This is a genomic window from Amycolatopsis sp. NPDC039088 (assembly GCF_055598845.1).
Window position 1 is genome coordinate 258,872 of sequence record NZ_JBVKAE010000009.1, and the last position, 20,636, is coordinate 279,507.

Annotated in this window: 21 protein-coding genes and 1 pseudogene; 14 read left to right on the forward strand and 8 right to left on the reverse strand. The window is 67.5% G+C overall.

Annotated features, from left to right (window positions below):
- Positions 1–18: 18 nt before the first annotated feature.
- From hsaA to hsaB, 4 genes are read left to right on the forward strand one after another with little or no spacing between them, the layout of a single operon-like run.
- Positions 19–1,194, forward strand: coding sequence for a 3-hydroxy-9,10-secoandrosta-1,3,5(10)-triene-9,17-dione monooxygenase oxygenase subunit (gene hsaA / locus ACZ7KI_RS14710; RefSeq protein ID WP_470273639.1), 1,176 nt, complete (start codon positions 19–21; stop codon positions 1,192–1,194).
- Entirely contained in the window at positions 1,194–2,042 is an 849-nt protein-coding gene (hsaD, locus tag ACZ7KI_RS14715) for a 4,5:9,10-diseco-3-hydroxy-5,9,17-trioxoandrosta-1(10),2-diene-4-oate hydrolase (protein WP_470273640.1), read from the forward strand. Before hsaA ends, hsaD begins: the two co-directional genes overlap by 1 nt.
- Positions 2,042–2,956 carry an iron-dependent extradiol dioxygenase HsaC gene (gene hsaC / locus ACZ7KI_RS14720; protein ID WP_470273641.1) on the forward strand — a complete coding sequence of 305 codons (915 nt, stop codon included), beginning with the start codon at positions 2,042–2,044 and terminating at the stop codon, positions 2,954–2,956. The genes hsaD and hsaC overlap by 1 nt, the downstream gene beginning before the upstream one ends.
- Entirely contained in the window at positions 2,953–3,507 is a 555-nt protein-coding gene (hsaB, locus tag ACZ7KI_RS14725) for a 3-hydroxy-9,10-secoandrosta-1,3,5(10)-triene-9,17-dione monooxygenase reductase subunit (RefSeq protein WP_470273642.1), read from the forward strand. The genes hsaC and hsaB overlap by 4 nt, the downstream gene beginning before the upstream one ends.
- Here hsaB and ACZ7KI_RS14730 read toward each other — a convergent pair.
- A complete protein-coding gene (locus tag ACZ7KI_RS14730; protein ID WP_470273643.1) occupies positions 3,473–4,504 on the reverse strand; it encodes a fatty acid desaturase family protein in 1,032 nt (343 codons plus the stop codon). The genes hsaB and ACZ7KI_RS14730 overlap by 35 nt on opposite strands.
- A gap of 134 nt (positions 4,505–4,638) precedes the next feature.
- Between ACZ7KI_RS14730 and ACZ7KI_RS14735 the strand changes: the two genes are divergently transcribed.
- From ACZ7KI_RS14735 to ACZ7KI_RS14750, 4 genes and pseudogenes are all read left to right on the forward strand, one after another.
- The gene (locus tag ACZ7KI_RS14735) at positions 4,639–5,430 is read left to right on the forward strand and encodes a tyrosine-protein phosphatase (RefSeq protein ID WP_470273644.1); all 792 of its coding nucleotides are present in this window, start codon (positions 4,639–4,641) and stop codon (positions 5,428–5,430) included.
- A 211-nt stretch (positions 5,431–5,641) separates the two neighbouring features.
- Positions 5,642–5,701: pseudogene (locus tag ACZ7KI_RS14740) on the forward strand (hypothetical protein); the annotation flags it as partial.
- A gap of 75 nt (positions 5,702–5,776) precedes the next feature.
- Entirely contained in the window at positions 5,777–6,595 is an 819-nt protein-coding gene (locus ACZ7KI_RS14745) for an IS30 family transposase (protein ID WP_470273671.1), read from the forward strand.
- An 82-nt stretch (positions 6,596–6,677) separates the two neighbouring features.
- Positions 6,678–7,862, forward strand: coding sequence for an HNH endonuclease signature motif containing protein (locus ACZ7KI_RS14750; protein ID WP_470273645.1), 1,185 nt, complete (start codon positions 6,678–6,680; stop codon positions 7,860–7,862).
- A gap of 528 nt (positions 7,863–8,390) precedes the next feature.
- Here the strand turns inward: ACZ7KI_RS14750 and ACZ7KI_RS14755 are convergent.
- On the reverse strand, positions 8,391–8,759 hold the full coding sequence (locus tag ACZ7KI_RS14755; RefSeq protein WP_470273646.1) for a nuclear transport factor 2 family protein: 369 nt from the start codon (positions 8,757–8,759) through the stop codon (positions 8,391–8,393).
- Positions 8,760–8,853: 94 nt separating this feature from the next.
- On the opposite strand from ACZ7KI_RS14755, the gene ACZ7KI_RS14760 reads away from it, so the two are divergent.
- Positions 8,854–9,783: an RNA polymerase subunit sigma-70 gene (locus ACZ7KI_RS14760; protein ID WP_470273647.1), complete on the forward strand. Its 930-nt coding sequence runs from the start codon at positions 8,854–8,856 to the stop codon at positions 9,781–9,783.
- 15 nt (positions 9,784–9,798) lie between these two features.
- Here the strand turns inward: ACZ7KI_RS14760 and ACZ7KI_RS14765 are convergent, their stop codons facing one another.
- From ACZ7KI_RS14765 to ACZ7KI_RS14785, 5 genes are read right to left on the reverse strand one after another with little or no spacing between them, the layout of a single operon-like run.
- Entirely contained in the window at positions 9,799–10,770 is a 972-nt protein-coding gene (locus ACZ7KI_RS14765) for an acyl-CoA dehydrogenase family protein (protein ID WP_470273648.1), read from the reverse strand.
- The gene (locus tag ACZ7KI_RS14770; RefSeq protein ID WP_470273649.1) at positions 10,767–11,696 is read right to left on the reverse strand and encodes an acyl-CoA dehydrogenase family protein; all 930 of its coding nucleotides are present in this window, start codon (positions 11,694–11,696) and stop codon (positions 10,767–10,769) included. The genes ACZ7KI_RS14765 and ACZ7KI_RS14770 overlap by 4 nt, the downstream gene beginning before the upstream one ends.
- Entirely contained in the window at positions 11,693–12,826 is a 1,134-nt protein-coding gene (locus ACZ7KI_RS14775; RefSeq protein ID WP_470273650.1) for an acyl-CoA dehydrogenase family protein, read from the reverse strand. Before ACZ7KI_RS14775 ends, ACZ7KI_RS14770 begins: the two co-directional genes overlap by 4 nt.
- The gene (locus ACZ7KI_RS14780) at positions 12,826–13,665 is read right to left on the reverse strand and encodes an enoyl-CoA hydratase (RefSeq protein WP_470273651.1); all 840 of its coding nucleotides are present in this window, start codon (positions 13,663–13,665) and stop codon (positions 12,826–12,828) included. Before ACZ7KI_RS14780 ends, ACZ7KI_RS14775 begins: the two co-directional genes overlap by 1 nt.
- Positions 13,662–15,152 (reverse strand): FadD3 family acyl-CoA ligase, encoded by a 1,491-nt coding sequence (locus ACZ7KI_RS14785; RefSeq protein WP_470273652.1) that lies wholly within the window; start codon positions 15,150–15,152, stop codon positions 13,662–13,664. Before ACZ7KI_RS14785 ends, ACZ7KI_RS14780 begins: the two co-directional genes overlap by 4 nt.
- 71 nt (positions 15,153–15,223) lie before the next feature.
- On the opposite strand from ACZ7KI_RS14785, the gene ACZ7KI_RS14790 reads away from it, so the two are divergent.
- Genes ACZ7KI_RS14790 through ACZ7KI_RS14805 form a run of 4 tightly spaced genes read left to right on the forward strand, consistent with a single transcriptional unit; the run spans position 15,224 to position 18,863 of the window.
- Positions 15,224–16,342: an acyl-CoA dehydrogenase family protein gene (locus ACZ7KI_RS14790; RefSeq protein ID WP_470273653.1), complete on the forward strand. Its 1,119-nt coding sequence runs from the start codon at positions 15,224–15,226 to the stop codon at positions 16,340–16,342.
- A complete protein-coding gene (locus tag ACZ7KI_RS14795; RefSeq protein ID WP_470273654.1) occupies positions 16,339–17,106 on the forward strand; it encodes an SDR family oxidoreductase in 768 nt (255 codons plus the stop codon). Before ACZ7KI_RS14790 ends, ACZ7KI_RS14795 begins: the two co-directional genes overlap by 4 nt.
- A 7-nt stretch (positions 17,107–17,113) precedes the next feature.
- Positions 17,114–17,719, forward strand: coding sequence for a TetR/AcrR family transcriptional regulator (locus ACZ7KI_RS14800; RefSeq protein WP_470273672.1), 606 nt, complete (start codon positions 17,114–17,116; stop codon positions 17,717–17,719).
- Positions 17,712–18,863: an acetyl-CoA C-acetyltransferase gene (locus ACZ7KI_RS14805; protein ID WP_470273655.1), complete on the forward strand. Its 1,152-nt coding sequence runs from the start codon at positions 17,712–17,714 to the stop codon at positions 18,861–18,863. Before ACZ7KI_RS14800 ends, ACZ7KI_RS14805 begins: the two co-directional genes overlap by 8 nt.
- On the opposite strand, the gene ACZ7KI_RS14810 is transcribed toward ACZ7KI_RS14805, so the two are convergent.
- Positions 18,847–19,980, reverse strand: a complete 1,134-nt coding sequence (locus tag ACZ7KI_RS14810; RefSeq protein WP_470273656.1) for an MFS transporter — start codon at positions 19,978–19,980, stop codon at positions 18,847–18,849. The two genes, ACZ7KI_RS14805 and ACZ7KI_RS14810, sit on opposite strands and share 17 nt — an antisense overlap.
- A gap of 70 nt (positions 19,981–20,050) precedes the next feature.
- Here ACZ7KI_RS14810 and ACZ7KI_RS14815 point away from each other — a divergent pair, with 70 nt between their 5' ends.
- Entirely contained in the window at positions 20,051–20,500 is a 450-nt protein-coding gene (locus ACZ7KI_RS14815; protein ID WP_470273657.1) for a winged helix-turn-helix transcriptional regulator, read from the forward strand.
- Positions 20,501–20,636 lie beyond the last annotated feature (136 nt).

Consider the following 20,636-nt stretch of genomic DNA (forward strand, 5'->3'; position numbering starts at 1 on the left):
GCGAGAGAGGGAACGCATATGAGCGAGCACGCCGCGCAGGACGTGATCGCGGGGATCCGGGAGCTCCTGCCGGTCCTGCGGGAGCGGGCGCAGGAGGCGGAGGACGCCCGGCGCATTCCCGAGGAGTCCGTCAAATCCCTGCAGGAGACCGGGTTCTTCAAACTCTTGCAGCCGAAGACGTTCGGTGGCCTCGAAGCCGACCCGGTGAGCTTCTACACCGCCGTCAAACTCGTCGCGAGCGCGTGCGGGTCCACCGGCTGGGTCGCCTCCATCCTCGGCGTCCACCCGTGGCACCTCGGCCTGTTCGAGGCGCAGGCGCAGCAGGACGTCTGGGGCGACGACCCGGATGTCCGGATCTCCTCGTCGTACGCGCCGATGGGCAAGGCGGACGTCGTCGACGGCGGCTACCGGCTCAGCGGGCGCTGGAGTTTCTCCTCCGGCTGCGACCACGCGACCTGGGTACTGCTCGGCGGGCCGGTGTTCAAGGACGGGAAGCCGGTCGACTTCTGTACCTACCTGGTGCCGATCTCCGACTACACGATCGAGGACGTCTGGGACACCGTGGGTCTGCGCGGCACCGGGTCCAACGACATCATCGTGAACGACGTCTTCGTCCCGAAACACCGCGCGCTCAGCTTCATCGCGACGTCGAAGTGCAAGACGCCGGGCCAGGAGGTCAACCCCGGTCCGCTGTACAAACTTCCCTACGGTTCGGTGCATCCGAGCACGATCACCGCGCCGATCATCGGCATGGCGCAGGGCGCCTACGACGCTCACGTCGAGTACCAGGGCAAGCGGGTCCGCGCGGCGTACGCGGGTGAACAGTCCAAAGAGGACCCGTTCGCGAAGGTGCGCATCGCCGAGGCGGCGAGCGAGATCGACGCGGCCTGGCTTCAGCTGACGCACAACATCGACGAGCTGTACCAGTTGGCGTGCAAGGGGGAGAAGCTTCCGTTCTCCACGCGGCTACGGGTCCGTCGTGACCAGGTCCGCGGTACGGAGCGCGCGATCTTCGCGATCGACCGGCTCTTCGAGAACTCCGGCGGCCGTGCCTTGCAGGCCGGGACCCCGATCCAGCGGTTCTGGCGCGACGCCCACGCCGGCCGCGTGCACGCGGCGAACGACGCCGAGCGCGCCTACGTCATGTTCGGAACCGGCGCCTTCGGGCTGCCCGTCGAGAATGCGATGGTCTGATGACCGAAGGAAAGTACGTCACCGTCCAAGGTGGACTGAAGCTGCACTACCACGAGGCGGGCGGGGAACATCCGGAGACGGTGATCCTCCTGCACGGTGGCGGCCCCGGCGCGTCGGCGTGGAGCAACTTCGGGCGGAACCTGCCGGTGTTCGCCAAGAACTACCGCACCTTGGCCATCGACCAGCCGGGGTTCGGCCGGTCGGGCAAGCCGACCGAGCATCCGCAGTACTTTCGCCACAGCGCGGACGCCGTCGTCGGGCTCATGGACGAACTCGGCATCGAGCGCGCGCATTTCGTCGGCAACTCGCTCGGTGGCGGGGCCTCCGTACGGCTCGCACTCAACCACCCGAAACGCGCCGGGCGTCTCGTCTTGATGGGCCCTGGCGGGCTGAGTGTGAACCTGTTCGCCCCCGATCCCACCGAAGGCATCAAGAACCTCGGCCGGTTCAGCGCCCCGCCGGGCCCGAGCCGCGAGAAGCTCGAAGCCTTCCTGCGGATCATGGTGCACGACCAGTCCTTGATCACCGACGAACTGATCGACGAGCGGTTCGCCGCCGCGAGCGCGCCCGAGTCGCTGGCCGCGATGAAGGCGATGGGGAAGTCGTTCGCCCAGCCCGACACCTACGAGGAGGGCATGCTGTGGCGTGAGGCGCATCGCCTCCGTCAGCGCGTGCTGCTCATCTGGGGCCGGGAGGACCGGGTCAACCCGCTCGACGGCGCCCTGCTCGCGCTGAAGACGATCCCGCGCGCCCAGCTGCACGTGTTCGGCGGCTGCGGGCACTGGGCGCAGCTGGAGAAGTTCGAAGAATTCAACCGGCTGGCACTCGACTTCCTGGGAGCCTCCTGATGGGTATCCGTTCGCTCGCCTACCTTCGCATCGAAGCCACCGACATGGCCGCGTGGCGCGAATACGGGCTGAAGGTCCTCGGCATGGTGGAGGGCTCCGGCACGAATCCCGACGCGCTCTACCTGCGCATGGACGATTTCCCGGCACGGCTGGTGATCTTCCCCGGCGAACGCGACAGGCTCGCGCAGGCGGGCTGGGAGGTCGCCAACGCCGGCGAACTCGACGAGATCCGCGCGTCACTCGACGCGCACTCGTTGCCGTACAAGGAAGGGACGCCGGATCAGCTGGCCGATCGGCGGGTCGACGGTCTGGTGTCCTTTGAGGATCCCTCGGGCAACACGCTCGAAGTCTTCCACGGTGTCGCGCTTCAGCATCGGCGCGTGGTGAGCCCCTATGGGCACAGATTCGTGACCGGTGAGCAAGGGCTCGGGCACGTCGTACTGTCCACAAACGACGATGAGGCGTCTTTGCGCTTCTATCGTGATGTCCTCGGCTTCCGCCTGCGGGACTCGATGAAGCTGCCGCCGCAGATGGTCGGCAGGCCCGCCGACGGCGCGCCCGCGTGGCTGCGGTTCTTCGGCTGCAACCCGCGCCACCACAGTCTCGCGTTCCTCCCGATGCCGACCCCGAGCGGTATCGTGCACCTGATGGTCGAAGTGGAGAACACCGACGACGTCGGACTCTGCCTCGACCGGGCCATCCGGCGGAAGGTGCCGATGTCGGCCACCCTCGGCCGGCACGTCAACGATCTGATGCTCTCGTTCTACATGAAGACCCCCGGCGGATTCGACATCGAATACGGCTGCGAGGGAAGGCAAGTGGACGACGAGAGCTGGATCGCCCGAGAGAGTACGGCGGTTTCCCTGTGGGGACACGACTTTTCAGTCGGCGCCCGGCCGCCAGGGCAGTCGTGACCCCGGTGACGGACGTCGAGGCGGAGATCGATGCCGCGCGGTTCCGGATGGTGCTGGGGCATTTCTGCACCGGCGTCGCCGTGGTGACCGGACACGACGGCAAGGCGCCGGTGGGGTTCGCGTGCCAGTCGTTCGCGGCGTTGTCGCTCGATCCGCCGCTGGTACTGTTCTGCCCCGCCAAGACTTCCCGGACCTGGGCGGTGCTCGCCGAGTCCGGCCGGTTCGCGGTCAACGTGCTTTCCGAGGACCAGCAGGACGTCAGCGCGGTGTTCGGCGCGCGGGGCGCGGACAAGTTTGCCTCGATCGACTGGACCCCCGCCCCGTCCGGCTCCCCGCTGCTGACCGGGGCGCTGACCTGGATCGACTGCGCGCTCGAAGCCGTGCACGAGGCGGGCGACCACTACGTCGTCGTCGGCCGGGTCACCGCGCTCGGAGAACCCTCCGATGCCCGGCCGCTGCTGTTCCATCGCGGCCGGTACACGGTGACCGAGCCGGTGACCGACGACCTCGCGGCGCTCATGCCCTGGCCGCGTCCTGACGATTGGCTCTGATCGGCTCGCCCGCTTCGTGCAGGCTGCGCAACGCGAGTTTGTAGGACTCGGCGAGCCCGGTCTCGTGGTACGGAACCCCGATCTCCTCGCAGTACCGCTGGACGATGGGCCGGGCGCGGCGCAGCGCCGGTGACGGCATACTCGGGAAAAGATGGTGCTCGATCTGGTAGTTGAGCCCGCCGAGCGCGACGTCGACGACCCGGCCACCGCACACGTTGCGTGACGTGAGGACCTGCTTGCGGAGGAAGTCGAGTTCGGTGTCACCGGACAGGATCGGCATCCCCTTGTGGTTCGGCGCGAAAATAGATCCCATGTAGACACCCCACAGTGCTTTGTGGACGATGAAGAAGGCCAGTGCCTTGCCCGGCGAGAGCACGACGAGCAGCGCGCTGAAGTAGAGCGTGAAATGCGCCAGCAGCAACGACGCTTCGAGCCAGCGTGCCCGAAGGCCCGGCTTCGCGACCGCGCGCAGACCCGAGAAGTGCAGGTTGAGACCTTCGAGCGTGAGCAGCGGGAAGAACAGGAACGCCTGATAGCGTCCGATGAACCGTGGGATACCCTTGCTGGCCCTCGCTTGATCCTTCGACCACACGAGAATGTCCGGATCGACGTCGGGATCGAGATCCTCATGGTTCGGGTTGGCGTGGTGACGGGTGTGCTTGTCCATCCACCAGCCGTAACTCATGCCGATCCCGAGGTTGCCCGCGATCCGGCCGGCGATCTCACTCGGGCGGCGGGTCCGGAACACCTGGCGATGCGCGAGATCGTGCGACAGCAAGGCGATCTGGCCGAACATCACCGCCAGGAACACGGCGATCGCCAGCTGCCACCAGGAATCGCCGATCGCGAAGAACGCGACCCAGCCGGAGACGAAGAGAGTGGCGACCAGGCTCATGCGGAAGACGTAGTAGCCAGGCCGTCGGTCGAGAAGGCCCGCCGCGCTGATACGACGGGAGAGGCGGGCGAAGTCGCTGCCCGTGCGGAGGTTTGCGGTCACCCTGGTGAGTCTGGTTCGGATCGGGCGTGGGGTGAATGCGGTGAGCAGGTGGGCGGGGGCGGGGGTTGGCCCTACCCTGGGGTCGCTCGGAGGGAACGGGCAGGGAGACGCAGGGATGGGACGGTGGTCACTTCATGAAGACGAGCAGAGTCGTGACCTGGGAAGGCTTCCACAACTGCAGAGACCTCGGTGGGTTACCGACCAGGTCGGGACTCAAGACCTGTCATGGCGCGTTCTTCCGGGCGGCGGACCTTCGGTTCGTCACTACCGCGGGCTGGGCCCAAGCACGGAGATCCGGTGTTCGAACCGTCGTCGACCTGCGGAACTCGGACGAGATACAGCCCGGAGCGGAGGAGGAGTCCCTGACGGCTCTGGGCGGCTCAGCCCAATTCTCGCCCACTGCCACGGGTGCGGTCACTCCGCCCGGCATCGAGCGAGTCGAGCTGCCCCTCGACGACGTCCGAGATGTGGACCTCTGGCGGTACATCAACAGTGAGCGGCTCAATGGCAGCCCTCTCTACTACCGCGTCTTCCTCGAACGGAAGCCTGATCGCTGTGCCGCGGCCATCACGGCGCTGGCCCGGTCCGGCCCCGGTGGTGTCCTGTTTCACTGCGGGGCCGGCCGAGACCGGACCGGTCTCGTCACACTCCTCCTGCTGGCACTGGCCGACGTCGAACCCGAAGCGATCGCGGCGGACTACGACATGTCCATCGAGGCGGTGAAGTCTCTTTTCGCCGCCATGGGCGTGGAAGACCAAAGTCCGTTCATTCAGTCCGTGCTCGCGGAGCGCGGCACCACGACCCGGGCGGCCCTTTTGGACACCCTCGACGGACTTGACGTCGAGCAGTATCTCCTTTCCGCCGGTGTCGGCAGGGACGATCTTGAAGCCATCCGGGGCAGGTTGCTGGGATCACAACCCGCCTGACATCTGGGTTCTGCCGCGGCCGACGGCCTTGGTGTCTTCCCGTTGGTCACTTCGGGCTTTTCTGTGCGGCCTGTTTCAGCTGAACCCTTGCGTTCACTCTCCGCGTAAACCCGATCACCTTGGGCTCAAATGGTCAGTGCACCGGCTGGGATAATGACCGTTCTGGGTAGCGAAGGGGTGTTTCGTGTCGCGTGGTGTTCCGTTGGGGTCGGTGGAGCGTGAGTTGATCGCGTTCGGGTTGAGGCAGGGGGAGTCGTTTCGGGAGGTTGGGGCCTGGATTGGGCGGGATCATTCGGTGGTGTCGCGCGAGGTCGATCGGAACGGCGGGAGGGAGAATTATTCGCCGTTGGTCGCGCAGCGCCGGGCGGATCGGATGCGGAAGCGTCCGAAGGAACGCAAGGTGCTGAAGTCACCGTTTCTGACTCGCGTGGTGAACGCGGGGTTGCGGAAGAAGTGGTCGCCGATGCAGATCACGTGCAGGTTGCGGCTTGAGCATCCGATGGATCATTCTCGCTGGGTGTCACATGAAGCGATTTACCAGGCGTTGTTCGTGCAGGCGAAGGGGACGCTGCGGGCGGAGGTGGCCGAGAGCTTACGGCAGGGCAGGATCAAGCGACGGGCTCGGTCGCGAGGGGAGGAGCTGCGGGGCAGGATCAAGGACATGGTCCTGATCAGCGAGCGGCCGGCCGAGGCTGAGGATCGCGCCGTGCCGGGCTTCTGGGAAGGCGATCTGATTGTCGGCGCGAACAATCAGTCACAGATCGCTACGTTGGTCGAGCGGAGCACCCGATTTGTCATGCTGGTGCGCATCCCTCACGATCGCACGGCCGAGAACGTGGCCCCACGGCTGGCCGCCAAGATGAATACCTTGCCTGACGTTTTCAAAACAGTGTCACCTGGGATCAGGGTGGCGAGATGGGCGGCCATAAGCAGTTCACCATGGCCACGGGCATGCCGGTGTATTTTTGCGATCCTCATTCACCCTGGCAACGAGGCAGCAATGAGAATACCAATGGATTGCTGCGCCAATACCTCCCCAAAGGAACCGACTTGTCCGGGTATTCACAGGACGAACTCGATGCCATCGCAGACGAGCTCAACGACCGGCCGCGGCAAACACTGGGATGACTTAAACCGATCGAAGCGTTCAGTAAAGTGTTGCTAGACTAGAGGTGGTGCACTCACTAGTTGAAACCACCCCGCATATCTCATTGTTATAGAACACATGTTCGAGTATGATCAAAGGTATGACCACATCTCTTGCTTTTAATCCGAAGGCCGCTCGTTTTCTGGATACCGCCTATGAAGAGGAGGTCTTGCTTCGTCGGGCGCAGGGACGGCAGGTACGTTCGATAGCGGGTTTCGCCGCGGTGGGTGGTTCGCGAAGATCGGTGACCGAGGAGGTCGCGTTGGCCTTCTCGGTCACCCGTAACCAGGCGTTCCTGCTGGTCGAAACCTCGTGTGCGCTGGTGACCCGGTTGCCGAACACGCTGGCAGCGCTGGAAAAAGGCGACATCGATCTCTACAAGGCCTCGAAGGTCAGCCAGCTGACCCGCGAGGTCTCCGACGAGATCGCCGCCCGGGTGGACGCCTGGATGGCCAAGCGCCTCGCCGAGCGAGATCCGACGGCGATCCGGAAATCGGTGGATCACGCCGTGCAGAAGTTCGATCCCGACGGCTACCGGGAACGCGCCGCGGCGAAACGCGCGTTACGCCATGTCTCGCTGGAACACGAGGACGAGACGATGTCGAAGCTGTCGGGCTGGCTCCCTGCCGAGGTGGCCAGTTCGATCTACGTGTCGCTGAGCCACGCTGCCAAGGCCCGCCGCATGACCGACAAGTCCCGGACGCTGGATCAGCACCGTGCCGACCTCTTCGCCGAACGGCTCCTCGCCGAAGACGGCCACGGCAAACCACGCGCGCACATACACGTCTATGTCGACTTGCAGACCCTCATCGGCGCGCGTGAGGATCCCGCGACCCTGGCCGGCTACGGCCCTGTCCCCGGCTGGCTGGCCAGGGAGATCGCCGCCGACCCGAACTCGACCTGGTCGCGGCTGATCACCGATCCCGCGACCGGCCAGATTCTGGAAGCCGGCCCCGGTACCTACCGATCCCCGGCCTCACTCGCACGCCTGATCAAAGCCCGCGACCGCGAATGCACCCACTCCGGCTGCCACCGCCCCGCCGAATTCTCCGAAATCGACCACATCACCACCTGGGCCCGCGACGGCGGCACCGACCACCACAACTGCCACGCCGCCTGCAAAGTCCACAACCTGCTCAAAGAAGAACCCGGCTGGTCCGCCACCCCCACCGGCAACGGCGGCATGACCATCACCACCCCCACCGGCCGCTCCTACACCACGACACCCGAACCACTCCACGACCCACGCCCCACACCAGAGGAGAACGACACCCCGCCCTTCTGACCGGCTTGACGTACCCAAAGCCACCCGGATGCGGGGCCCGGGCGGTGGTACCGACGCGCCCACGGACACGTCCGGTCTACAACTAGGGCGTGGCCCGCGGATCTTTCTCATGATCGTGTGCAGATGATGGTGTGTGGTGGGACGTGGTGAGCTGACGGACAAGGCGTGGCGGTGATCGCGCCGTCGCTGCCCGCGGTGGCGGGGTGGTCGGTGGCGTAGTCACCGGCAGGTGATCAACGCGGTTCGGGCCGTGGAAGACCGCGCATGAGCGGTTGCGGAAGTGGATCACCCGACAGGCGACCTTCGCCCCCGACCTTTACAAGCTCTGCAACGTGGTCGAGCGGTACTTCAACCGCCTCAAGCAATTCCGAGGCCTGGCAACACCTTTCGCCAAACGAGCCGACTATCACCGCTCCGAAATCATCCTCCACCTCCGATGAAGATCCCCAGGACACACCCTAAGCGCGTAAAAGTCCCCTTCCCGTCGCCGAGCCGAGGAAGGAGTCCTTCACGTGCCCCACGGGGCCGCTACGCCTGCGCAGCGGCCGCCCGAGCCGCATCGAACGGAGCCCGATCGAAAATGATCCGCATCTCCACGATCTTCCCCTCCCGCACAGTCAGCATCTCGGCCCCCGGCGCGCTGGCCACCGGGATGGTCGCCGTGTCGTACATCAGCAACGCGGTCGTCTCGTCCCCGAACGCCGCGAGCAGGTTCGATCCGGTCAAAATCTGGGTGAACGGCCCCATGAACCCGCGAAACGCCTCCGCGCCTTCAAGGCGTCCGGCCGGGGCGTGGCAGACGATGTCGTCGGCGACGTAGGTCATCGCCTTCTCGAAGTCCTTGCCGGTCCACGCCTGGTGGTAGGCGAGCGCGACGTCCAAAGCTGGGCTGGTCATGACGGTTCCTTTCGTCGACTTTCACCAGGTTGGACACCACTGTCGCTCGAAACGGAACGGTGCGCCGCGAAAAAGGTCGTGACAAGATCGGCCCGTGGGCACCACGGCAACGGACGAGCACGCGTTTCGCGAGCTCACCAGCACCTATCGTCACGAGCTGCACCTGCACTGTTACCGCATCCTCGGTTCGCTCACCGACGCCGAGGACGCCGTCCAGGAGACGCTGCTCGCCGCGTGGCGCGGCCTCGACACCTTCGAAGGGCGATCCTCGCTCCGTACCTGGCTCTACCGAATCGCCACCAACCGCTGCTTGAACGTCCTGCGCGACGCGGGCCGCCGTCGCCCGCCCGAGCCGGTGCCGCCGTTCGACCCGCCGGAGCCGAGCCGCCGCGGTGAGGTGACCTGGCTGCAGGCGTACCCGGACGAGCTCCTCGAGGACAGCGAGCCCGGCCCCGAAGCGCGCTACAGCACCCGGGAGGCGGTCGAACTCGCCTTCATCACCGGCCTCCAGCTCCTCCCACCGAGGCAGGCCGCCACGCTCGTGCTGCGGGACGTCCTCTGCTTCCCGGCCGGCGAGGTCGCGAGCATGCTCGGCACCACCGAGACCGCGATCAAGGGCATGCTCCAACGCGCCCGCGCCTCACTCGACAAGCACCGTGCCCGCGCGGCGCACCGTCCGTCGGCGCAGGAGCGCGCGTTGACCAGGCGGTTCGCCGACGCCTTCACCGAGGGAGACCTCGACGGTGTCCTCAGCCTGCTCACCGACGACGCGTGGCTCGCCATGCCGCCGGCGCCGCACGAGTACCACGGCCGCGGCGCGATCGCCGGATTCCTGCGCGAGACCATGGCTATTCCCGTGGAGGGATTCACCATGACGCCGACGCGCGCGAACAACCAGCCCGCGTTCCAGTGCCATCATGGCGAGGCGCAGGCGGGGCTGATGGTTCTGACTCTGGACGGGGAACGGATTCGGGGCATTACCCGGTTTTTGGAGCAAGGTGTCGTTAGTGATTTGGGTCTTTAGAACGACCTAAATCACTCACGACATCTTTGGCCGCACCCGCCCGAGGTGCTCACCGGCCGAACCGAAAAGCCGCGCCGCCCCGTGCGCCCGCTTGAAATAGCGGTGCGCCGGATGCTCCCAGGTGATCGCGATCCCGCCGTGCAGCTGGATCATCTCGCCCGCCACGGTCGCCAGCGCTTCCGAGCAGTGGACCTTCGCCACCGCGGCCAGCCTGCTCGACTCCGGAGCCGCGTAGGCGGCCGAGCGTGCCGTCTCCACCAAGACGTGCAGGTCCGCCATCCGATGTTTCAGCGCCTGGAAGCCGCCGATCGGCCTGCCGAACTGGTGCCGCTGCTTGCTGTACTCCACCGTCAGCTCGAACGCCCGCGCCGCAGCCCCCGCTTGCTCGGCGGCGAGCACCGCGCACGCGACATCTCGCAATGCGGTGAGATCGACCGGGCCGATCAGCCGGGCGGGGGAGTGGTCGAAGGTCACGCGAGCCAGCCGCCGGGTCTCGTCCATCGCCGGGGTTCGCACGGCGCGGAAATCCGAGACCTCGTACAGCGAACCGTCGGCCACGACCAGCAGGATCTCGGCCTCGTCGCCGTGGAGAACGTAGTGCGCCTCACCATCCACTGTGGACTCGGTGACGCGGCAGGCCGGTACCGACCACCGGCCCTCGGCGTCGGTCCAGGCCACCGCGCCGACGACACCTTCGGCGAGCCGGGGGAGCAGCCGTTCACAAGCCTCGGCGTTGCCGGTGGCCAGGACCGCGTGCACGGCGAGGACGGCCGAGCCGAGGAACGGGACGTCGGAGAGAACGCGGCCCAGTTCTTCGGCGACCACTTGCAGTTCCGCCGTCCCGGCGCCGAGGCCACCGAACCGTTCGGGAACGGCCAGCGCCGCCACGCCGATCTGTTCGCACAGGTCCGGCCAGGGGTCCGCTTCCCGGTCCAGCAGTTTCCGGACGCTGTCCCGCAGCGCCTCCTGTTCGGCGGTGAACGTCATGACAGCACCCGCTCCCGGTGGAACCGCGGCGTGCCCCAGGCGCCGACCAGCGCGCGGACCCTGGTCAGCCGCAGGCCGAGCGCGTGTTCGGCGGTGTAGCCGATCGCACCGTGCACCTGCAGACCGGTCCGGGCGGCGAGGTGCGCCGCGTCGCCGCAGGCCACCTTGGCGGCGGAGACGTCGCGTGGGTCCAGGGTGACGGCGGCGCCGAACAGCAGCGGTTCGGCCAGCGTGAGCGCGGTCGCGACGTCCGCGAGCAAATGTTTGATCGCCTGGTATCCGCCGATCTCCCGTCCGTACTGTTTGCGTTGCGCGGCATACGCCACGGACGTGTCGAGCAGCCACCGCCCCGCGCCGAGGAGGTGCGCGGCCGTGGCAAGGCAGCCTAAGGCGAACGCGCGGTCCGCGTCGAGTGCCGTGCCGAGGTCGTCACCGGCCGTCGGCGCGAACAGCCGCCGTGAACCGTCTACAGAGGACAGAAGGTCGCCGGGAGTGAACGTGCGCAGCCTGCCGTTCTCGACCGCGAGACGTGCGTCGGCGACGTCGGAATCCAAGGCGTACGGAACATGCGGTGCGAACGCCACCGATGCCAGCGTCTCGCCGGACGCGACCGAGGTCAGCAGCTCGTCGTCCAACAAGGACGGCAGCACGGCCACGGTGTCGGTCCACGGGCCGGGAACGCAGTGGTAGCCCAGCCGTTCGAAGGCGACCGCCAGATCGACCGGGGTGGCGCCGAGCCCGTCGTATTTTTCGGGGACCGCCAGTGCGGTCACGCCGAGTTCCGCCAGCCGTCGCCAGATCTTGAGTCCCGGCCCCGGATCGCCCGTCGCCCACGACCGGTTGGCCGTGTCGGTGTCCAAACCGGACAGAAGATCGTGCAGACTGTGGGAGAACTGCTCTTGCTCTCCGGAGAGAGTGAACCTCATCGAGCCCCCTTCGGCAGGCCGAGCAGCCGTTCGGCGACGATGGATCGCTGGATCTGGTCGGTCCCGCCGTAGATCGGGCCCGCCAGGGAGAACAGCCATCCATCGCTCCACCGGCCGCGGAGTTCGGCTTCCGGGCCCAGGATGTCGAGCGCGGTTTCGTGCAGGGCGACGTCGAGATGCGACCAGAACAGCTTGTTGACACTCGATTCCGGACCGAGTTCGGCGCCTTCCGAAAGCCGGGTGACCGTGCCGAGGGTGTACAGCTGGTAGGCCCGCGCGCCGATCCACGCGTCGGCGACCCGGTCGGCGGTGTGCGCGGGACGCCCGGCGTCGCGCCACCGCGAGACCAGACGGTCGGCCGCGGCGAGGAACCGGCCGGGGCTGCGCAGGGACAGGCCGCGTTCGTTGTTCGCCGTTGTCATCGCGACCCGCCAGCCCTCACCCGGCGCGCCGATCACGTCCTCGTCGGCGACGAAGACGTCGTCGAAGAAGATCTCAGCGAACCCCGGTTCACCGTCCAGCTGGGGGATCGGCCGGACGGTGACCCCGTCGGCTCGCAGATCCACCATCAAGTAGGTGAGGCCCTTGTGCCGCACCGAATCCGGATCACTGCGGAAGAGGCCGAACGCCCGGTCGGCGAACGTCGCCCGTGAACTCCAGGTCTTCTGCCCGCTGACCCGCCAGCCGCCGTCGCACCGGGTCGCGGTGCTCCGCAGGGCGGCGATGTCGCTGCCCGCTTCGGGCTCCGACCAGGCCTGTGCCCAGACCTGTTCCGAGCGAGCCATTTTCGGCAGGATGCGGCGCTGCTGCTCTTCCGTGCCATGGGAGAACAGCGTGGGAGCGAGCATGAAGACGCCGTTCTGGTTGACCCGCAACGGCGCGCCGGCCGCGTAGTACTCCTCTTCGAACAGCACCCACTCAAGGAGGCTCGCGTCCCGCCCGCCGAATTCGCGCGGCCACGAGACGACCGACCACCGGGCGTCGGCCAGTTTCGCCTCCCAGTCCCGGTGCTGCGCGAAACCTTCGGCGGTGTCGAACGACTTCAGTGGTTCGGCGGGAATGTTCGAGGCGAGCCAGGCGCGGGTTTCGTCCCGGAAGGCGAGTGTGTGTTCATCGAGATCGAGGTCCATCACGAGGTCCTGTTCGCATCCCGCATCGAGCGTGCGTCCTGCCCGCCCAAGGAGTCACCGCCGGACACTTCGGCGTTGTGCGCGTGCGCGAAGTGATGCAGACCGAACACGGAGTCCATTCCGGACCGGAGGCCCATCAGGTCCTCGGCCTGGTTGACGGCCTTCTTGGCGAGAGCGAGGCCCATCCTCGGCATCACGGCGATCTTCTCCGCCAGCGCCATCGTCTCGGTTTCGAGGTCGGCCCGCGGGACGACACGGTTCAGCATGCCCCATTCCTTGGCCTGCTGTGCCGTGAAGCGTTCCCCGGTGAACAACACCTCCTTGGCCGCACGCGGACCGAGGACCCAGGGATGCGCGAAGTACTCCACACCGGGAATTCCCATGCGCACCACGGGATCGGCGAAGAAGGCATCGTCGGAGGCGACGATCATGTCGCACACCCACGCCAGCATGAGCGCGCCCGCGATGCACGCGCCCTGCACACTCGCGATGGTCGGTTTCGGGATCTCGCGCCACCGGCGGCACATGCCGAGGTAGACCTCCGACTCGCGGGCGAACCGCTGATCGCCACCCTCGGCACCCACGTGGTCCCACCACAGTACCGCCTTGCGCTCGAAGGAGACGTCCACGTCGCGTTCCGGGGTCCCGATGTCGTGCCCGGCGGAGAAATGCTTACCCGCCCCGGCCAGCACGATGACTTTGACCTCGGGATCGTCCACGGCGCGGGTGAACGCCGCGTCGAGCGCGTAGGTCATCGCCGAGTTCTGCGCGTTCCGGTACTCCGGCCGGTTCATCGTGACGACGGCCACCGGCCCGCGCCGCTCGTACTCGACGGTCATCCGTTCTCCTCCCGCAACACGCGTTTCAGTACCTTCCCCGACAGATTGCGCGGAAGCTCCGCCACGAAGTCGACAAAGCGAGGAAGCTTGTAGTTGGCCAGTTCACGCTCGCAGTACGCCAGGACGTCCTCTGTGGACAGATCGGCGCCGGGCCGCAGGCGGACGAACGCCTTGCCGACCTCGCCGAGCCGCTCGTCGGGCACCCCGACGACGGCCGCTTCCGCGACCCCGTCCAGCCGGTTGAGCACCTGCTCGACCTCGGCCGGGTAGACGTTGAACCCGCCGCAGACGTACATGTCCTTGATCCGGTCCACGATTTTCAGGTAGCCGCGTTCGTTCAGCACCCCGACATCGCCGGTGTGCAGCCACCCTTCGGCGTCGACGGCTTTCGCGGTGGCCTCGGGATCGTCGAGATAGCCGAGCATCACGTTCGGCCCGCGCAGCAGGACTTCGTCGTTCTCGCCGAGTTCCACCTCGAAGCCGGCCGTCGCCCGGCCGGAGAAGTTCGACACCAGTTCCGCGTCGTCCTCGGGGCGGGACATGGTCGCGACGACGGCTTCCGTCAGCCCATAGGCGGTGAGCACGGCTTCGAACCCCAGCTCCGCCCGCATCCGCTCCACGAGCGGGACCGGCACCGGGGCAGCGCCGGTGACAGCGAGCCGCAGGCTGGAGAGGTCGTGGTCCGCGCGTTCGGGCGCGTCCAGCAGCACCTGGTAGATCGTCGGCGCGCCGGGAAGGACGCTGACGCGCTCGGTTTCGATGAGCCGCAGGGTTTCCCGGACGTCGAAGGTGCGCTGCGGCAGGATGGCCGCTCCGCGCAGTGCCGCGGCCAGGATGCCCGCCTTGTACCCGAAGCTGTGGAAGAACGGGTTGATCACGAGATAGCGGTCGTTCTCGGTCAGGCCACCGCAGTCGGCCCAGGCCTCGGCGACGCTCAGCGCCTGCCGGTGGCTGCTCATCGCGCCCTTGCTGCGGCCGGTGGTCCCCGAGGTGAACAGGATGTCGCTGACGTCGCCTGCTCGCGCCGGACTGACGAACTCGCTGTCAAAGTCGGCCAGCGCGTCCCATTCCGTGACGCCGTCGACCGGATCTTCGACGCCTTCGACAGGAATGCGCAGCACAGTCTCGGGGCGAGCCGTGCCGAGGTCCGCCAGTCTGTCCGCGCCGAGGAAGGTCCCGGTGATCGCGAGCGCGGAAACCCGTGCGCGGCCGAGGATGTCGAGCGTCTCGCGCGCGGTGAACCGGGTGTTGACCGGGACGAGGGTCGCGCCGGCGTACAGCGCGCCGAGCCCGGCGACGACCCAGTGCCAGGTGTTGGGGGAGCAGAGCGCGACCCGCTCGTGGCCCTCGAAGAACCGGGCGGCCTGCCGCACCCGGCGCGCGAGTTCGGCGTAGGTGAGCCGGACTTCGCCGTCGACGAGGGCTTCCCGTCCGGCGAAGCGCTCCGCGGCCCTGTCGAGCGCCGCCGGGATGGTCCCTGGGGACATCGAGCCTCCCTAGCAAGTGCTTGGTAGGGTAGCCTACGCAGCAGGCTCTGGTTTGGCTAGAGGAGGCGTGCGTGACCCAGGACGGCTTTCGCGACCGTGTGCGCACCTGGCTGGCGGAGAACCTGCCGCCGGAATTGCGCGGCTTGGGCGGCCCTGGGCGGGAACACGAGGCCTTCGACGAACGCGTGGAGTGGGAGCGACGGCTCGCTGCGGCGGGCTGGACCTGCGTCGGCTGGCCGGTCGAGCACGGCGGGCAAGGCGCGACGCTCGAACAACAGGTCGTCTTCCACGAGGAGTACGCGCGAGCGGGTGCGCCGGCGCGGGTCAGTCATCTGGCGCAGGAACTGCTGGGCCCCACGCTGATCGCGTTCGGCACGCCGGAGCAGCGAAGCCGGTTCCTGCCGCCGATCGTGGCCGTGGAGGAACTGTGGTGTCAGGGCTATTCCGAGCCCGGCGCCGGTTCCGACCTCGCCGCGGTGTCGACCACCGCGACCCTCGAAGGTGACGAATGGGTGCTGCGCGGCCAGAAGGTGTGGACGTCGCTCGCGCAGGTGGCCGACTGGTGTTTCGTCCTCGCCCGCACCGAACCGGGTTCGAAACGCCACAAAGGACTGTCCTATTTGCTCGTTCCGATGCGGCAGCCCGGAGTCGAGGTGCGCCCGATCAAACAGCTCACCGGAACATCGGAGTTCAACGAGGTCTTCTTCGACGGCGCCCGCGTCGCCAAGGATCTCGTCGTCGGCGAACCGGGCGACGGCTGGCGGGTGGCGATGGGCACGCTCGCCTTCGAACGCGGGGTCGCGACACTCGGACAGCAGGTCGGCTTCCGCCGGGAGCTCGAAGAACTCACCAGGATCGCGCCGGACGACCCGGTCATCGCCGAACGGATCGACCGCGCCTGGGTCGGCCTGGAGGTCATGCGGGCGCACGCGATCCGCACTCTCGGCGATTCGTCGCCCGGAGTGGCCGAAGTGTCCAAACTGGTCTGGGCGAACTGGCATCGAGATCTCGGCGAACTGGCGATGCTCGTCCGCGGCGCGCGGGGAATGCTCGCCGAAGACGGCCTCGACGCCTGGCAGCGGCTCTTCCTCTTCACCCGCGCCGACACCATCTACGGCGGCTCCAACGAAATCCAGCGCAACGTCATCGCCGAGCGCGTGCTCGGGCTTCCCCGGGAGGTAAGACCTTGATTCCGCTTCCGAAGTACCCCGAAGGAGCGAATCTCCTGCGGGACAAGGTCGTCGTGGTGACGGCGGCGGCCGGGACCGGGATCGGGTCCGCGGTGGCGAAACGCGCGCTGGAGGAAGGTGCCCGCGTCGTGATCAGCGACTGGCACGAACGGCGGCTCGCGGAAAAGGCCGCCGAACTCGGCGACGTCCACGCGATCGCTTGTGATGTCACGCGGGAAGAGCAGATCCAGGCGCTCGTCGACGGCGCCGCCGAGCGCTACGGCCGGATCGACGTGCTGATCAACAACGCCGGCCTCGGCGGCGCCAAGTCCATAGTGGACATGGCCGACGACGAGTGGGCGCGGGTCATCGACGTGACTCTCAACGGCACGTTCCGTGCCACGAGGGCCGCCGTGAAGCGGTTCATCGCCCAAGGTGGTGGCGGGGTGATCGTCAACAACGCTTCGGTGATCGGCTGGCGCGCGCAGGCCGGGCAGGCGCATTACGCGGCGGCGAAGGCGGGTGTCATGGCGCTCACCCGGTGCGCGGCCGTCGACGTCGCCGGACACGGCATCCGGGTCAACGCCGTCGCGCCGAGCCTGGCGATGCATCCGTTCCTGGCCAAGGTGACCAGCGAGGAACTGCTCACCGAACTCACCGCGCGCGAGGTCTCGGGGAGGGCGGCGGAACCCTGGGAAGTGGCGAATGTGATGGTGTTCCTCGCCAGTGAGTACTCGTCATACCTCACCGGCGAGGTCGTGTCCGTGAGTTCCCAGCATGCGTGAGGTTTCGATGAAGTCCAGTCCAGGGTCCCGCCGCGCCGAACTGCTCGCCCTCGCGGCGAAGCTGTTCGCGGAGCGCGGCTATGTCTCCACCACCGTGCGGGACATCGCGGACGCGGCCGGAATCCTTTCGGGCAGCCTTTATCACCATTTCGACTCGAAGGAGTCGATGGCCGACGAGATCCTCACCGGCTTCCTCGACGAACTCTTCGGCGCCTACGCCGAGATCGTCGCGGAAGGCAAAGGACCGAGGGAAACCCTCGAAGCCGTTGTCGTGGCGTCGTTCGAATCCATTCACCGGCGGCCCGCCGAGGTGGCGATCTACCAGGCCGAAGCGAAGCACCTCATGCAGTTGCCGCGATTCGGCTACCTCGCCGATCGCAACACCGAATTCCGCAAGCTGTGGAACGGGATCCTCACCGACGGCATCGCGGCCGGCGTCTTCCGCGAGGAGCTCGACGTCGAACTCACCTACCGGTTCATCCGCGACACCGTCTGGGTGGCGGTGCGCTGGTACAACCCCGGCGGCACGCTGAGCGCGGACGACGTCGCGCAGCAGTACCTCGGGATCCTGCTGGACGGCATCGCGACGAAGACAAGGAGACGCCGTGGCTGAGGCATATGTGCTGGACGCGGTCCGGACACCGGTCGGGAAACGCGGGGGAGCGCTCAGCGGAGTCCATCCCGCCGATCTCGGCGCCCACGTCATCCAGGCCGTCGTCGAACGAGCGGGTGTCGAGGCCGACTTGGTCGACGACGTCATCCTCGGCTGCTGTGACACGCTCGGGCCGCAATCGGGGAACATCGCGCGGACGGCGTGGCTCGCGGCGGGTTTCGGCCATCACGTGCCGGGCGTGACGATCGACCGGCAATGCGGTTCGAGCCAGCAGGCCGTGCACTTCGCCGCGCAGGCGGTGCTGTCCGGCACGATGGACCTCGTCCTCGCGGGCGGCGTGCAGAACATGAGCGCGATCCCGATCAGCGCGGCGATGCTGGCGGGACGGGAGTACGGCTTCGACGATCCGTTCTCCGGTTCGAAGGGCTGGCAGGAGCGGTACGGCAGCGTCGAGGTCTCGCAGTTCCGCAGTGCCGACATGATCGCCGAGCACTGGGATCTGACCCGCGAGGTGATGGAGGAGTACGCCTTCCGGAGTCATCAGCGGGCGATCGCGGCCATCGACGAAGGCCGGTTCGCCGCCGAGATCGCGCCGTTCGCCGGTGCCGGCCTGGACGAGGGGCCCAGGCGCGACACCAGTCTGGAACGGATGGCCGGGCTGAAACCGCTGAGCGAGGGTTCGCGGATCACGGCGGCCGTGGCCAGCCAGATCTCGGACGGCGCCAGCGCGACCCTCATCGCGTCGGAGAAGTTCGTCGAGGAGCACGGCCTCACGCCCCGCGCGCGGATCCACCATCTTTCGGTGCGGGCGGCCGATCCGGTGTGGATGCTGACCGGGCCGATCCCGGCGACCGCGCACGCGCTGCGGAAAACCGGGCTGAGCATCGACGACATCGACCTGTTCGAGGTCAACGAGGCGTTCGCGAGCGTCGTACTGGCGTGGATCGAGGAGATGGGCGCCGATCCCGAACGCGTCAACGTCAACGGCGGCGGTATCGCGCTCGGTCATCCCATCGGGGCGACCGGGACGAAACTGTTCGCGACCCTGCTGCACGAACTCGAACGGCGGGGCGGGAGATACGGACTGCAGACGATGTGCGAAGGCGGCGGAACGGCGAACGTCACGATCATCGAGCGGCTTTGAGGCTCCACACGCTGAGTGCCAACGCGCTGAAACCCGCGCCCAGCAGGCAAACGCCGGTCCAGCCCGCGAAGGCGTAGACGGTCGTGGAGCCGATGGCGCCCAGGCCGCTGCCGACGGAGTAGAAGATCATGTAGCCGCCGATCAGCCTGCTGCCGGCGTCCGGCCGGAGCGGGTAGATCAACGTCTGGCTCGTGACGTGCACGGCCTGGACGGCGAAATCGAGCAGGATGGCGCCCGCCGCCAGTGCCCAGAGCGATACGCGCGTGAAACCCAGTGGCACCCACGACACCAGGAGCAGGCCCAACGCCATCCCGGTCGTCCACCGCGCCCGGCCGCGGTCCGCGAGCCGTCCGGCCGGTGCCGCTGCCAGCGCGCCGGCCGCGCCTGCCAGCCCGAAAGCGCCGATGACGGTGTGCGAGTAGCCGTCTTCGCTGAGCGGTAAGACGACGGAACTCCACAGGGTGCCGAACGCGGCGAAGATCAAGAGCGTGAGTGTCCCGCGCAGCCGGAAGACGGGTTCTTCGGCGAAAAGCGACAACGTGGAACGCAGCAACCGCCCGTAGCCCATGGTCTTTCCCGGGGCCGAGGCGGGCAGCACGCGGTACAGCACGATCGCGATCAGCACTGTCACACCGGCGGAGGAGAGGTACACGGCGCGCCAGCCCGCGACGTCGGCCAGCGCACCCGACACCGTGCGCGCGAGCAGGATCCCGAGGACGACACCGGTCGTCACGAGCCCGACCACGCGTCCGCGTCCGGCGGGAGCGGCCAGCGACGCGGCGAACGCGACGAGGATCTGCGTGACCACCGCGAGGACGCCGATCGCCGCCATTCCGGCGAACAGCACCGCGCCGTTCGCGGCGACCAGTTCGGCGACGGCCAGCAGCGTCAGCTGCCCGACGACGAGCCGACGGCGGTCGAGCAGATCCCCGAGCGGGACCAGGAGGAACAGGCCGAGGCCGTAGCCGAGCTGGGTGAGCGTGACGATGGTGCCCACCGTCGACGCGGCGATACCGAGGTCGGCGCCCATGGTGACCAGCAGTGGCTGGGCGAAGTAGATCGTGGCGACGGACGTCCCGGCGGCCACGGCGAACAGCAGGACGACTCCGCGGCGCACAGACCCTCCCATAGTGGTTTCAAGTTGCTACCACTCGGACGGTACGGCATTCCGGTTGTAAGATGCAACCATGGTGAAGCGGACGACGTTCGACGAAGCTTCGTGCCCGGTGGCGCGTTCGGTCGACACGATCGGCGACTGGTGGTCACTTCTGATCGTGCGCGACGCCTTCGACGGCGTCCGCCGCTTCGGTGAGTTCCAGCGCAGCTTGGGCGTCGCGAAGAACATCCTGTCCGCCAGGCTTCGCGCACTCGTCGCGCACGGCGTGCTCGACGTGGTCCCGGCTTCGGACGGGAGCACCTACAGCGAATACGTCCTGACGGCGAAGGGGCGTGACCTGTTCCCGGTGATCGTCGCGTTGCGACAGTGGGGCGAGGCGCATTTCTTCGCCGAGGGCGAACCGCGGTCGGAGCTGGTGGACCGCGATGGCCGACGTCCGCTGCGGGCGCTCGAGGTCCACGCCGCGGACGGACGCGTCGTCGGCCCGGACGACACGGTGGTCCTGAAAGTGGAGGGGTAAGCCAACTGTGGGCGTGTCCGTGAAGGCCTCCTTCCCTACTTTCAAGGTCAGGGTCCCGGCAAAGTCGGGATCGTGCAGGTCGGTGACCTCTTGGTCATGGCGCAGGCCGACGTCTATGAAGGAATTGGGACGTTGA